This is a genomic window from bacterium (genome assembly GCA_016716565.1).
GTDB lineage: Bacteria > Bacteroidota > Ignavibacteria > Ignavibacteriales > Ignavibacteriaceae > IGN2.
Genome location: JADJWC010000002.1, coordinates 638,037 through 652,126 on the forward strand (window position 1 = coordinate 638,037; position 14,090 = coordinate 652,126).

Genomic DNA, 14,090 nt, shown 5'->3' on the forward strand with positions numbered 1-14,090 from the left:
TATAAGTGAGAGCATATTCATTAATTTGTATTCAAATTATTCTAGCAATATCCCCAGAGTATTTTCATCACCATTCATTGTGTTATAAATGAGATTTGACGGAAAGCGAATGAAGGGTAGCCTATTAAATACAAATAGAGAAAGTTTCTTTAAACGTGACTCTAATTTGATTATAGGGAATCCACTCTTTGTCAGAGCCGGTTTTTGTAATTCTTCTTTAAGATTACTAAAATATTTGTATAGTTTGTTATCAAATTTAGGGTAATGCTTTGAAAAATCTTCAAAAGATACTTTGAACCCAAGTTTTTCTGCAAGAGCGTGAATTCCTCTCTTACTGAACCAGATTAAGTGAACCGGTGGCAGATCAGTCTGCCAAATAGAATCAGACTTTGAGTAATCTTTATTTGGTGTTGTAAGAAGAATTTTACCATCCTGGTTTAATATTTTTTTGCAATCTTTTAAAAATTCGAACGGATTTTCAAGATGCTCTATCACTTCTGTCGCAATAATTAAATCAAACTTCTCATTGTATCGTTTTGCATATTCTTTTATATCAGCATTGTAAAAAAAATCTCCAAAATTTTCTCTGGCAAATTTTATTGGAGTAGAAGCAATATCAATAGCTTTTATATGAAATTGTCTTTTTTTAATAGCATAGCTTAAATATCCATAACTACATCCTACTTCAAGTATATTTAACTTGCTTTTATTCTTTAGATAGTTATAAACTGGGTAGTATGTTGATTCAAGGCAAGCTAAAAATTTTAATGGATCATCTACAACTTTTACCAAAGCCGCATAAAGATAATATCTATCATAACCAGCTGAATTTATTGACGAATAAATAATATCATATATTCTTTTTGTCGATTCTTCTATTAGTACAAAATGACAGTCACAATCATTGCATTTGAAAATATTAAAAACACTTCCTTCTACATAACCAGGATAATTCTTGAAAACAGTTTGTGTATTGCTACTTGCACATACTCTGCAAATATTTGACAGATTCATTCTTGAAGCACCTTACTTTTTTTTATAAATATAAATTGAGCCAATACTATTACAGTAAATGGTAATACAGTATCCAACCTTGACAATGCATCGGAGTTAAAAGAAATCATAATTACTGCGAATACAATTGAGACCAGAGCTAACATTACTAAAGTAGGATTTCTATGGAAGAAGTAATAAATCTCTGAAAAGATGAATCCAATTATAAATGGCATTAATGCTAATCCAGCAATACCAAAGTCAAGATAGTATGTCCAGAAAAATGGGTAAGTATTATATCCACCGATATAATTTTCAATCCTATTGAAGTTGTAATAATCTATAAACCATTTTCTTATTGTCGATGCTTCAATTAAATATTCAAAAGTGAAGAAACCAAACGAATGATTCTGAATGTGGGAATAATATTTTACAAAATTTTCAATGTTCATACTCAAATACATATAAGGAAGCGTAAAATCCAAATACTTCGGAGAAAATTTCATCTCTGAGTTCACATATATGTAAGTTGAGAATAATTGAGTAGCTCTGATTGATTGAATTCCGATTATTAAACCTGAAAGAGCAGCGAAAAATAAAATTAATGTTCTGATTCTAATCTTCTTACCGGAATAATAGTACAGACAAAATGCCATCATAAACAAAATAAATAAACCAAAGCGTTGAACGAATAGAATATAATTTCCAAGTGACAAAATAAAAATTAAAACCAGAACAGATTTTTTAGTAAAATTTGATTTTACGAAAATGAAGTATTGGATTATTAAGAATAGCACAACATTAATGCTGCTGACAATATAATGAAGACCGTATACACCAAACATTACCCTGGCAGAATCAGGCCTGGAAGTAAATAGAGGGATGTATCCCTCAATCTGCCACTCAGCTATAAAACTAGCCAAACAGAGTAAAAAATAAACAATAATAAAATAGAATAGTCTTGGTTCATTTATTTCTAATTCTCTAAACTTCAATCTTATTGCCGATACCGGGAGGAAGGGTTTATCTAAATTTATTATATAGGAAATGTAAATCCCAATCAGGAAAGTTAGTAAGCTTAATAATACCATTACCCAATCGAACAATTCCCATTCGGATTGGAGTCTGCTAAATTTTAATTCCACTAATCCAAAAATCAGTAACCATAAAAGGAGAAAGACTCTTCCGGGGGAAAGTAAGTCTGCTTTTTTTTTAAAAGCAACAATCAGGATTAATGAGAAAGCTAAAAGGCATACAAAACTAATAACGGGCATAATTAATCAGATTATATGCTTTAAATTTTCTTTCGAAATCTTAGAGAGGATTTCATATACTCATATTGATCCGGTGCAATCGATTTTATTTTCTTCAATCCTTCCAGAGAAAAGACTATTAACAAACCAAAGAATGTTGAAGCAAAAAATGATATTACAAAATAAAGGGAACCTTTAGGACGAGCCTTTCTATCAGCTGGTCCAGCATAGTCCAAAATTAAAACCGAAGGCGTGTTTCGAAATTCTTCAACCTTGGCTTGCTCATACATAGGCTGAACCAACTCAAGTATCTTATATTGAATTTCCAGGTCCCGGTAAATTTTGAAGTATTTATAACCTAATCCCGGTGCTTTTTTAAACGGGATTAATAAATTAACTCCATCTTCTGATAGCCCTTGCCCGGAAATTATCATCTCGATTTTTCTTTTAGTTTCTTCTAATGCAATCTCCGCTTTCATAGTCAAAGGACTGTCTTTGCCGTATGTTCGTTTCATTACATTCAACTCGATCTCCTTCTGCGCAAGCTGAGCGTAAATATCAGCCATTGCATTTACAGTTGCTTCAAGCTGTTCGGGAACTGCAATCACTCCATATTTTTCGAGAAAGTTTTTCATCTGATTTTCAAGCGAATCAATTAAAGTAATATTTTCATTATACCTTTTCTCGATAAATTCACGATTTGCTTTTGCATTCGTCACACTCAACTCAGTATTCATTTCATTCAGCTTAGCTATCATGTAATTTGCAATGTCTGCGGCTTTTTGCGGATCTTTGTCGTAAACAGTAACAACCAAATTACCTTCATCAGCAACATCTATTTCCAGATTATTATTAAAAGCCTTTACAACATTTTCGTAATACGCATCCTCCATTTCATATTCTTCTATGATCTTGAATCTTTTTATAACATCATCTGTTAATGTTGCACTTTTTAAAATTGCTATATAACGATCTGTTTCTGAAGTTCCGGTTAAAGCCGCTAAACCTTTGCTAGGAGAAAAACTTTTTACTATGGATGAGAGCCCTCCTATTGATCCAAGAAAGTCGGTTTTCTCTGCTGGTAGAACAGAAGCGGAAGATTTATACCACTTAGTAGCCAATAGCGCATACGTTGTGGCTCCAGCCGTAATAATTAAGATGAATAAAATCAAAAACCATCTGTATTTAACTAAAACTACCAGGAATTCAATTAAGGAATGACCAACTTTATAATCGCCATTGCCGGGAATATTTGCTTGAGTCTCTTTTGTATCCATTGATTTTCGGTTTTGTGATGAATTATTATAAAAAACGTCCAAAGTTACTGTTTTTATAATTGTTATAGCAACATTATTAGATGTCGCTATCAGCTTTTTCTAACGATAGTTTAAGAATTGTAAAAATGTAGGGGATTTAATTTCCTTTTGTTTATTAAGCTCAGGCTTTTCGATGACTCATAATATTATTGTAGCAAAATCATTTTCTTTGTTTCAGAGTAATTACCCGCTTGAAGCTGATAGAAATAAATCCCAGATGCTGGATTCTTGATACTTAATGCTGGATTAAATTCAACCTCATAACTACCCGCCGGTTTTTCTTCGTTAACTATTGTTGCAACTTCTCTTCCAAGAATGTCATACACTTTCAGTGTAACAAATCCTGTTTGTGGAATTTGATAAGCAATTGTCGTCGATGGGTTGAATGGGTTGGGGAAGTTTTGAGACAATGAATAATCTTTTGATAATTTATTTTCATCAATTCCAATAAAACTTACACCACCATCCGAAGTATGCAATATTGTACCTGCTCTACCAACTGCCCAACCATTTAATTCATCTACAAACCAAACTGAATATAACCACGAATAGGTTCCACTTTGTTGGAATGTCCAATTGATACCTCCATCAACAGAATTTAATATTATTCCAACATTACCTACTGCCCAACCTATTTTTTCATCCACAAAATAGACTGATTGCAACCATGCAGTATTTGCAAGAGTCTGTATAGACCAGTCTATTCCTCCATTTGTTGTCTTGGCTAATAGACCTAGTCCACCAAATCCACCAACTGCCCACCCGTCATTTTGATCAATAAAAAATATTGATTTTAAAGCGTGTGCGGAAATTGAGTGATCTGTCCAGTTTGTGCCACTATCTGTAGTTTTAAGAATCTTTCCATCTCTACCAACAACCCACCCTGTGTTCTGATCCAAAAAATAGATATCAAAAAATTCTGAAGTTGTATCACTATTGTAATTTTTTACCCAAGTTGAACCTCCATCTGTCGTTTTTAAAATTATTCCGAAAATATCTGGCCATTCTAGTCCAAAAGTACCAACAACCCATCCAGTATTTTGACTTACAAAGTAAACGGATTCCAACATAAGACTATCACCAATCAAATTCTTTGTCCAATTTACACCTTCGTTTGTCGTTCTTAGAATAATTGCTGTGTCATTCGGAAATGTTCCTTCGGTACCTACAATCCAGCCATAACTATTTTCAATGAAATGTACATCTTTTAAAAAAATATTCGCAGCTACTTGTTGATTTATCCAACTATTTCCAGCGTCAGTGGTTTTAAGTATAGTGTTATCTTCCCCAACAACCCATCCTGTTAAATCGTCTGTGAATTGGACAGACCATAGGTAATTAGTAGATTGTGAATTTTGAAACAACCAACCCTCTTGTGCGTATGAAGTTATTACCAAAAGAAATAAAACTAAGAAAGAAACGATCATTTTTTTCATAATTGAACTTATATTTATTTGAGGAGAATCATCTTTTTTGTTTCAGAATTATTACCGGTATTTAACTGGTAGAAATAGATTCCACTTGTCAGTCCGCTTGCATTGAACTGAACTTCATAGCTGCTTGCTGGTTTTTCTTCGTTAACTAAAGTTGCAACTTCTCTACCGAGAATGTCATAAACTTTAAGTGTAACAAATTCTGTCTTTGGGATTTCATAAGTAATTATTGTAGTTGGGTTGAATGGGTTGGGGTAGTTTTGGGATAAACTAAGCTCGGTTGGTATTTTTATTTCGTTATCTTCATTAAATGTGATACCTCCACCATCAGTGGTATGAAGTATTATTCCTTGCTCACCCACAGTCCATCCTGTAGTTGAATCTATAAAATAAATTGAGGATAAAAAATTGTCTACACCGCTTGATTGGTTCGCCCAGTTAATTCCACCATCTGACGTTCTAAGAATTTGCCCTCCAAAACCGGATATCCAGCCGTTATATTGATCCACAAAATATATGTCATATAATTGAAACCCGAAATATGACTGAACTGCCCAGCTATCACCACCATCAGTTGTATTAAGAATTGTATTATTTTCTCCCAGAATCCACCCCATATTAATGTTAACAAAATGCACAGAAATTAAAAAATCAGAAGTACCACTAGATTGAGAAGTCCAATTATCACCACCGTCAGTTGTCTTTAAAATAGTACCGTTTTCACCAACAAGCCATCCTGTATATTGATCCACAAAATAAATTGACCATATTAGCTCCTCAATTCCTACATCTTGCTCTATCCAACTTGTTCCTCCATCGGTGGTTTTCAGCACTATATGAGTAGAACCACTCAAATAATAAATACCTGTAGCCCAGCCATTATTCTGATCAGAAAAAATTACATTCAGCAAGCCATAGGAAGAATCTCTTGCCTGTTCTATCCAATTAGTACCGCCATTGGTCGTCTTGAGGATTATTCCATTATCACCTACGGTCCAACCAAAATTTTCATCAATGAATTGTATAGAATTAAACTGTGAACCTATATAATGTAGTTGAGTAATCCAGTTCGTACCGCCATCAGTAGTCTTGTGAATTTCACCACCAACTGTCCATCCGATATTCTCATCCACAAAACAAACAGAGTTTAGATAGTCTTGAGTCCCTTTCACCTGATTCTTCCAGCTTAATCCCCCATCCGTAGTATTAAGGATGGTTCCAAGTTCACCTACTGCCCAACCAGAATTCTGATTTATAAAATTAACAGACGTTAAATGATAAAAAGTACCGCTTAAAGAATTAATCCATTGGAGCCCTCCATCAGTTGTAATAAGGATAGTTCCATTATTCCCTACAATCGATCCATAGTTCTGATCTGTAAAATCAATCGATATTAAAGAGGAGTAAGTACCGCTTGATTGACTAATCCAACTTGTTCCACCATCAGATGTCATGTAAATACTATCAGCATATCCAACAACCCAGCCTTTATACTCATCAATAAAATTTACCGAGTATAATCCTGTAGTTATCCCCTCAGATTGATTTATCCAGTTTGTGCCGCCATCAGTTGTTTTAAGGAATATTCCTGTAAGACCATAATCATCTCCTACAATCCAACCTATATTTTGATCAATAAAATAAACGGAGAATAGCCAAAAATTTGTATTACTCATTTGATTTATCCAATTATCACCACCATTAATTGTCTTGAGAATAATACCATTCTCACCTACTATATAACCAACATTGCTATCTGTAAAATGAACCGAAGTTAAATTATTAAGAAAATTAGTTGATTTATCTAACCAAGTAATACCACTATCAGTCGTCTTTAAAACAACACCATCATCACCAACAGCCCAACCAACATTTTGATCATATAAAAAAATAGAATTTAAAGTACTGCTCACCCCACTCTCTTGTTTTGTCCACGTTTCTCCACCATCTGTAGTTATTACTATTGTACCATTATAACCTACTGCACAGCCGGTTAATTCGATAAACTTGACAGAATTCAACATCTCACCTGTTGGAAAAGGACTCTGTTGAAACCAGCCTTCTTGTGAGAATACAAATTGTTGAAAGAGAAATGAGATCAAAATTGAGTAAAATATTTTTTTCAAAAAAACCCCCCAAAAAAAAAATTTATTGAGTAATCTGAGTTATCTAAATAATCTGCTAAAATTACTATTAAAACAAAAGCAAAATAATTTCCAATGTCAAGGAAATCCTTTCGCGTATTTTACATCCTTGCTTCTCATTAATGTTTTATAATTATTGCGATTTTGATAAAAAATAATTGTTGATTTCTTATTTTTCTTTTTTATATTTGAACCAACAATTGAGGAAAATTTTAATTTATTGATCGATTTGCTACTTTTTTAATAAAAACATTTTTTAGGAACTTTTATTACCAGAGTAGCAGATTTACGCCGATTTTTGGGAACTTCTCTGGTCGGTTTTTTAGTTTTAAATTAAAAGGAACAAAACTCGGAGGAATTATTCTAAATGTTCGATACTGTAACAATGCAGAGACATTCATTAACAAAAAGAAAGGAAAGCTGAGATGAACCAAATAAAAGCAAAAATTGACAATCCTCTGTCTGAGTTAATTAGTGACGAGATCTTTGAGTTATTGGAAGCTCACGGTCTAATTGATGAGAAAGCGGTTCGTGATTATCAGATTCGTAAAAAATTCAAGAGCCTGAGGGCTGGTAAGGTAAGTGCCGGCGATGCAATAGATGCAATCAGGGAAGAGTATCCTTATCTGCAGTTCGATACAATCAGAAAAATTGTATACCAGATAAGTAAATAAGAAATACTTGACAAATAGCACTTATCATTTTTATATTTCAACTGACTCTTTCAAAGGGTTCTCCCCTGCCCTTTGATGTAACAGAGTCGAGCCCAGTGGTCCCCCATCGCTGGGCTTTTTATTTTTTTTAGGAGTAATTATGGCAACCAAAATCAGAAAGAAAACTGTCAAGCAAATAAAGAAAGCTTCTGTTTCCCCATTCAATATTTATTGGGAGAAAAAGAATTATTACCTGCTAGTCTTAGGTTTGATAGTTACGATTGTTGGATTTTATTTTATGACTATCGGACCGTGGGATAGTTTCTCCTCTTTGGTTATTTCGCCAATATTACTTTTTATAGCATACGTTATCATTTTCCCTTTATCAATTTTTTTAAGAAAGAAATCAGACAAGGAACAAGTTCCCCAGATGGACAGGCAGGATAGCGAAAATGATCCTGGCAAAAGTTAAGGGAAACCTGGTTTCAACTCAGAAAAATTCCAATCTGGTCGGACAGAAATTATTGCTCGTTCATCCTGTCGATTTGAAAAACAATTTCATTGGTAATAATGATGTTGTTGCCATCGATGTTGCTAATGCAGGAATCGGTGACACTGTTTTACTGGTTCAGGAAGGAAAAGCTGTCCAGCAGATTCTCGGACATAAAAACGCTCCGGTCCATTCGATTGTTGTTGCAGTTGTCGATTCAATCGATGTGAACGAAAAGTACACTTCAAAAAAATAAAACATCTTTAAAGTGAGTAAACTAAGTTTTGAACAGTTAACTGATCTGTTTTTACTTTTATCGATTGACGGTATCGGTCCCGGTAAATTCCGTAATCTTCTCGCAAAATTTAGAAATACAAAAAATATTCTTTCAGCAGATTATCAATCCTTAATGAATGTTGAAGGAATCAGCACCAATCTCGCAAAAAGAATCCGTAAAGCTTCGCAAGAAAGAGTTGACTCAGAAAAATTCACAGAGAAAGAATTAAAGAAGCTAGAAAAACTCGGCGGTAAAATCGTTACTATCTGGGATCAGGAATATCCGTCAATCCTGAAAAAGATTTATGACCCTCCTATTCTTTTTTACATTCTAGGTGATCTTACAGAAAGTGATCAATACTCCATTGCTATTGTAGGAACAAGACAACCAACCAATTATGGTAAAGTGCACACAGAAAAGATTTCAATGGAACTTTCCAAACAAGGAATTACTATAATCAGCGGAATGGCAAGAGGTATCGATTCAATTGCACACAATGCTGCAGTTAAATCTGGCGGAAGAACAATTGCAATTATCGGAAGCGGACTCGATATTATCTATCCTGCAGAAAACAAGAAATTGTTTGAAAAGATTTCTGAAAATGGAGCTGTAATAAGTGAATTTTCTCTCGGCACAAAACCAGACGCACAAAATTTTCCTAGAAGGAACAGAATTATCTCAGGATTAAGTTTGGGCGTTGTGGTAATCGAAACGGGAATCCAGGGTGGTGCAATGCAAACTGCTGCACTTGCACTTGATCAGAACAGAGAAGTTTTTGCGCTGCCCGGAAATGTTGGAGTGAAACAATCTGATGGAACCAATCTATTGATTCAAAAAGGGGAAGCTAAATTAATTACTTCGGCAGATGATGTTATAAGTGAACTGGAAATTAAGTTGAAACCTGTGCTTGGAAAAAACATTCCGAAACAGCAAATAGATATCACCCTTTTCGAGGAAAAAATTATTAACGTGATGAACTCAGAACCGCTTCACATTGATAAAATTGCTTCGCTTGCAAATCTATCTTCTTCCGATTGTCTGGTGAATTTACTTTCGCTGGAATTTAAAGGATTGATAAAGCAGCTGCCGGGGAAAATGTTTGCATTGCTTTAGCCGTACCAGTTAGTTTACAAAAAACGTCGTTTTTCATCACGGGTAAAGCGAAGTGATCTCATACTTGATAAAAACGAAAGATTGCTTTGTCGCTCCGCTCCTCGCAATGACAGTAATCTTGTAATTTTGTAATCGAGTTAATATTTCTTCTTCCCCTTCCACAAAGTTTTTAGGCGATCTTTCATATTTTTTTCCTGTCCGTTTTCTGTTGGAAAGTAAAACTGCTTTGCATCCATCTCTTCAGGGACATATTTCTCAATCAGGAAATTGTTGTCGTAATCGTGGGGATATTTATATTTCTCTCCATAACCGAGCTCTTTCATTAATTTAGTAGGTGCATTACGAAGGTGAATCGGGACAGGATAAACCGGCTGCGTTTTAACTTCCTGCTCAGCTTTTGATATTCCCATATATGAAGCATTACTTTTCGGACTTGATGCAAGATAAGTTGTGCATTGAGCAAGAATAATCCTGGCTTCAGGCATACCGATTTTTTCTACAGCACTAAATGCTGCTTCAGCCAGCACTAATCCATTTGGTGAAGCATTACCGATATCTTCGGAAGCAAGAACAATCAATCTTCTTGCAATGAATAAAGGATCTTCACCGCCTTCAAGCATTCTTGCAAGCCAGTATAGTGCTGCATCAGGATCACTTCCCCGAACACTTTTAATGAATGCTGAAATTAAATTGTAATGTTCTTCTCCGCCTTTATCATAAGCAACATTTTTTCTCTGAATGATATTATCAAGTAGTTCTTTGGTGATTAATATTTTTTCTTTATCCATTTCCTGAATCACTGCTGACTCAAATATGCTGAGCATAATTCTTGCATCACCACCGGAGAGATACAGTAGATAATCTTCATCAGGTACTTCAATATTATACTTGGACAGATATTCATCTTTCGAAATTGCATTGTGCAGAATTTTATGGAGGTCATTTTTAGATAATTCATTCAGCACATAAACTCTTGCCCGAGAACGTAATGCTGGTATCACTTCGAAGGACGGATTTTCAGTTGTTGCACCAATTAAAATTATCAATCCCGATTCGACTGAATGAAGAAGTGCATCCTGTTGTGCTTTATTGAAACGATGAATTTCATCTATGAAAAGTATCGTACGTAATTCGAGAGTTTTATTGTGCTCAGCAATCTGAATAATATATCTTACTTCTTTCACTCCGGCAGAGACAGCACTTATTTGATAAAATTTTGAATCGGTTTCATTTGCTATAATTTGCGCGAGAGTTGTTTTTCCTGTTCCCGGTGGTCCCCAAAGTATGAAAGAAGTAACTGTTTGATTATCAATCATCAACCTGATTGGTTTGCCATCACCAACAAGATGATCCTGTCCATAAAATTGTTCAAGTGATTTTGGTCTTACCCTGTCGGCTAGCGGTGTTGAAGGTAATTTGGAAGTACTGTCACTTTTCTTCGATTTCAATTAATGTTTCACCTTCACGTTTCATATTATATTTTTCCCGTGCTACTTGTTCCATCTTGGCTGGAATTTTCTTTTGCAAAGAATCAACTTCATTCTTAAGTCTTTCATTTTCCAATTTAATGTTTTCAAGTTCAACCTGCATTGAATCAACCTTGCTCTTCAATCCATGATATTTTACCAATCCACGTTCGTTGAAAAAAATGTATATCATTCCAAGAATGATGATGGTAATAAACAAATACATAACAAATTTCTTTCTAAGCCTTATCATTAAAGTGCCTGCCGAATAATTTTTTCAACTAATTCTTCATATGAAATTCCAACTGCTTTTGCAGCTTTCGGAACAAGACTGAGTGGAGTCATTCCCGGAAGTGTGTTAACTTCAAGACAATAAATTTCGTTTTGCTCATTCAACCGAAAATCAATTCTTGCATAACCATCACATCCAAGTGATTGAAACGCAATTAGTGCCTGATGTTGTGCTTTCTTTGCAACTTTTTCAGGAATGTTTGCCGGAACAATATATTCGCTCATTCCGGAAGTGTATTTATGTTTGTAATCGTAGAAGCCACTCTTAGGAACGATTTCAAGAACAGGTAATGCTTCATTTGAAAGAACGGCAACGGTTAATTCTCTTCCCGGAATATATTTTTCAATCAAAGCTTTGGAAGAATATTGCAGTGCGAGTTTAATTCCTTCTTCAACTTCGTATTTACCCTGGACAATTTTTAAACCAACGGTTGAGCCCTGATCGTTTGCTTTTATTATGCACGGGAAACCAAATCTCTGATTTATTTCATCCGCAATAAGAATTGGCTCGAAGCTTCTCTGTTGAACAGTGAACCAGTCTGCGGTCTGGACTCCTGCCTGTCTGAAAATTACTTTTGACATTTCCTTATCCATTGCCAAAGAACTTGCAAGAACTTTTGAACCGGTATATTTCAAACCTCTTAGTTCCAGAAGAGACTGAATTGTTCCATCTTCAGCCCACTTTCCGTGCATTGCTGAAAACACGACATCAACATCATCAAACATCGTTGAATTTATCGCATCAATACAATTACGGTTTGAGATTTCAGAATAATCTTTATCAGAAAAGAAATCCTCTTCTTCTTCTGGTTGATGCAAACCATATGCAGGATCGATAACCTTTGTTGGATATTGAAGATTCTTTAATGCCTGCAATATTCCTTTGCCAGACATTTTTGAAACTGCTCTCTCGGGAGAGGTTCCGCCAACTAATAATGCAACTTTGGGTTTTGAATTTAACATAATTAAGTTTTTACTAATCCAATTTCTTAAAGAAATTGGGTTAGTGTGTTAGTTAAAAAACATTTCTTGGATCCTGCGTGATACCGTAAGTTTCTTCTGATATTTCAAATAACCTCTTAACATCTTCAGATGATAATTCGTTTGGTTTTCCAAGTAATCTAGCTTTGAAAAGAGTTTCTGCTGCGTGTTCAAGCTTTTCCATTTTGTAATATGCATCGTCGACATTTTTTCCGAGAGTCATTGCCCCATGGTTTTGAAGCAGAAATGCCCAGCCGTATTCTATAAAAGGATCGAGACTTAACGGAAGATCGTTTGTCGATGGCGTTGCATATTTACAAAGATGAACTTTTCCGAGAGTCAAAATCACTTCCGGGAAATAATGATTCACAAGTCCTTCACCCAAAAGCGAAAAAGCAGTCGCGTGAACAGGATGACAATGAACAACAGCGTTTACATCTTTTCGTTTTGAGTATGCATAAAGATGAAGTTTAAATTCTGTGGTGATTTTCCCTTCGCCTTTTAAATGCTTTCCGTTGAAATCAAATTCGAGAATATCTTTTTCTGTAATTTCACCCTTGCAGATTCCGGAACGTGTAATCAAGACAGTGTTATCGGAAGTAATAAGCGAAACATTTCCATCACTGGCAGCAACAAATCCTTTTTGATAGACTTTGTGACAAACCGAAATGAGCTTATCTATCTCTGACATTTTCTTTCAAGCTCTTCCATTAATTTAATATTAATCAGTCCGTCTTCACCGGTAACAGGTGGGGTTTGATTTTTCAGAAATGATTTTTGTACCGCTCTCATCATAAACAAAAATTTGTTCCCTCTTTTCCTGAAACTTTTCTTTGCTTCTCCATCAAGTTGAATAGTGATTTTTGACGGGACTCCTTTTACTCCAATAAAATTCTCGATGCTTATTGCTCCGGTATGCCCAAGTATCTCAATCCTGTTGAAAGCCTTTTTTGTATTAAATGAAACATTGAACGAACCATAATTCCCGTTTTCATATTTCACAATTGCAGATACATAATCCTCAACCTCATAATTATAAATGATGTTGTCCATATATCCATTTATCTCTGAGATTTCTCCTCCGAAAAATCTTAACAGATCTATCATATGAGTTCCAAGATCACGCAAAGCACCGCCACCGCTTAATTCTTTGTTGAACCTGAAGTTGTTGCTCGGAGGAAAATCCAGATTACAAGAAACGCTTACTGATACAAGCTTGCCAATAGTTTGATTCTTTATTAATTCTTTTGCTTTGATAACATGAGGATGAAGACGATGAACATAATTTACAGCAAGGAATATATTATTTCTTTTGCAGGCATCAACCATTTCCTCTGCTTGCTTGCTTGTTATTGCGAGAGGTTTTTCGCAGAGAATATTTTTTCCTGCTTCTGCAGCTTTTATTACCTGCTCGTAATGATGCGCATTTACACTTCCAATAAAAACACAATCAATATCTGATTTCAGGAAATCATTGTAATTATTAAAGTATCCTGAAGCTCCCGATAGTTCTGCTAATTCCTTCGCTCTGTTAAGATTGTGACTGTAAAATGATTGAACCGTACTTCTTCTTACAAATTTCAGTGTTGGTATGAAGGTGTGTTCAGTGAATCTTCCGCAGCCTGCGACTCCCCATTTAAGTTTCTTTACTACAGGTCTTCTAACTTTAACCATCTGAGA

At 34.8% G+C, this 14,090-nt stretch carries 14 protein-coding genes; 4 read left to right on the forward strand and 10 right to left on the reverse strand.

Translation table 11 applies throughout. The features are described from left to right. Window positions 1-36: 36 nt before the first annotated feature. The 5 genes from IPM14_09695 to IPM14_09715 form a co-directional block, all read right to left on the reverse strand. A complete protein-coding gene (locus IPM14_09695) occupies window positions 37-1,014 on the reverse strand; it encodes a class I SAM-dependent methyltransferase (GenBank protein ID MBK9098368.1) in 978 nt (325 codons plus the stop codon). Continuing rightward, a complete protein-coding gene (locus tag IPM14_09700) occupies window positions 1,011-2,267 on the reverse strand; it encodes an oligosaccharide repeat unit polymerase (GenBank protein ID MBK9098369.1) in 1,257 nt (418 codons plus the stop codon). The genes IPM14_09695 and IPM14_09700 overlap by 4 nt, the downstream gene beginning before the upstream one ends. Before the next feature lie 20 nt (window positions 2,268-2,287). Continuing rightward, the gene (locus tag IPM14_09705) at window positions 2,288-3,523 is read right to left on the reverse strand and encodes a hypothetical protein (protein ID MBK9098370.1); all 1,236 of its coding nucleotides are present in this window, start codon (window positions 3,521-3,523) and stop codon (window positions 2,288-2,290) included. A gap of 185 nt (window positions 3,524-3,708) precedes the next feature. Further along, on the reverse strand, window positions 3,709-4,998 hold the full coding sequence (locus tag IPM14_09710; GenBank protein ID MBK9098371.1) for a T9SS type A sorting domain-containing protein: 1,290 nt from the start codon (window positions 4,996-4,998) through the stop codon (window positions 3,709-3,711). 14 nt (window positions 4,999-5,012) lie between these two features. Further along, entirely contained in the window at window positions 5,013-7,121 is a 2,109-nt protein-coding gene (locus IPM14_09715) for a T9SS type A sorting domain-containing protein (GenBank protein MBK9098372.1), read from the reverse strand. A gap of 443 nt (window positions 7,122-7,564) precedes the next feature. Here IPM14_09715 and IPM14_09720 point away from each other — a divergent pair, with 443 nt between their 5' ends. From IPM14_09720 to dprA, 4 genes are all read left to right on the forward strand, one after another. Further along, the gene (locus IPM14_09720) at window positions 7,565-7,813 is read left to right on the forward strand and encodes a hypothetical protein (GenBank protein MBK9098373.1); all 249 of its coding nucleotides are present in this window, start codon (window positions 7,565-7,567) and stop codon (window positions 7,811-7,813) included. Window positions 7,814-7,952: 139 nt separating this feature from the next. Beyond that, the gene (locus IPM14_09725; protein ID MBK9098374.1) at window positions 7,953-8,264 is read left to right on the forward strand and encodes a hypothetical protein; all 312 of its coding nucleotides are present in this window, start codon (window positions 7,953-7,955) and stop codon (window positions 8,262-8,264) included. Continuing rightward, on the forward strand, window positions 8,245-8,538 hold the full coding sequence (locus IPM14_09730; GenBank protein MBK9098375.1) for a EutN/CcmL family microcompartment protein: 294 nt from the start codon (window positions 8,245-8,247) through the stop codon (window positions 8,536-8,538). Before IPM14_09725 ends, IPM14_09730 begins: the two co-directional genes overlap by 20 nt. A gap of 12 nt (window positions 8,539-8,550) precedes the next feature. Then, on the forward strand, window positions 8,551-9,672 hold the full coding sequence (gene dprA / locus IPM14_09735) for a DNA-protecting protein DprA (protein MBK9098376.1): 1,122 nt from the start codon (window positions 8,551-8,553) through the stop codon (window positions 9,670-9,672). Between the two features lie 137 nt (window positions 9,673-9,809). On the opposite strand, the gene IPM14_09740 is transcribed toward dprA, so the two are convergent. The 5 genes from IPM14_09740 to IPM14_09760 are packed head-to-tail and all read right to left on the reverse strand — an operon-like array spanning window position 9,810 to window position 14,084. Beyond that, complete coding sequence (locus tag IPM14_09740) at window positions 9,810-11,120, reverse strand: replication-associated recombination protein A (GenBank protein ID MBK9098377.1); 1,311 nt, start codon at window positions 11,118-11,120, stop codon at window positions 9,810-9,812. Continuing rightward, a complete protein-coding gene (locus tag IPM14_09745; GenBank protein ID MBK9098378.1) occupies window positions 11,101-11,391 on the reverse strand; it encodes a septum formation initiator family protein in 291 nt (96 codons plus the stop codon). The genes IPM14_09740 and IPM14_09745 overlap by 20 nt, the downstream gene beginning before the upstream one ends. Next, window positions 11,391-12,392, reverse strand: a complete 1,002-nt coding sequence (locus IPM14_09750; GenBank protein MBK9098379.1) for a D-alanine--D-alanine ligase — start codon at window positions 12,390-12,392, stop codon at window positions 11,391-11,393. Before IPM14_09750 ends, IPM14_09745 begins: the two co-directional genes overlap by 1 nt. 52 nt (window positions 12,393-12,444) lie before the next feature. Next, on the reverse strand, window positions 12,445-13,101 hold the full coding sequence (locus IPM14_09755; protein MBK9098380.1) for a class II aldolase/adducin family protein: 657 nt from the start codon (window positions 13,099-13,101) through the stop codon (window positions 12,445-12,447). Continuing rightward, on the reverse strand, window positions 13,089-14,084 hold the full coding sequence (locus IPM14_09760; GenBank protein ID MBK9098381.1) for a Gfo/Idh/MocA family oxidoreductase: 996 nt from the start codon (window positions 14,082-14,084) through the stop codon (window positions 13,089-13,091). Before IPM14_09760 ends, IPM14_09755 begins: the two co-directional genes overlap by 13 nt. Window positions 14,085-14,090: the final 6 nt, after the last annotated feature.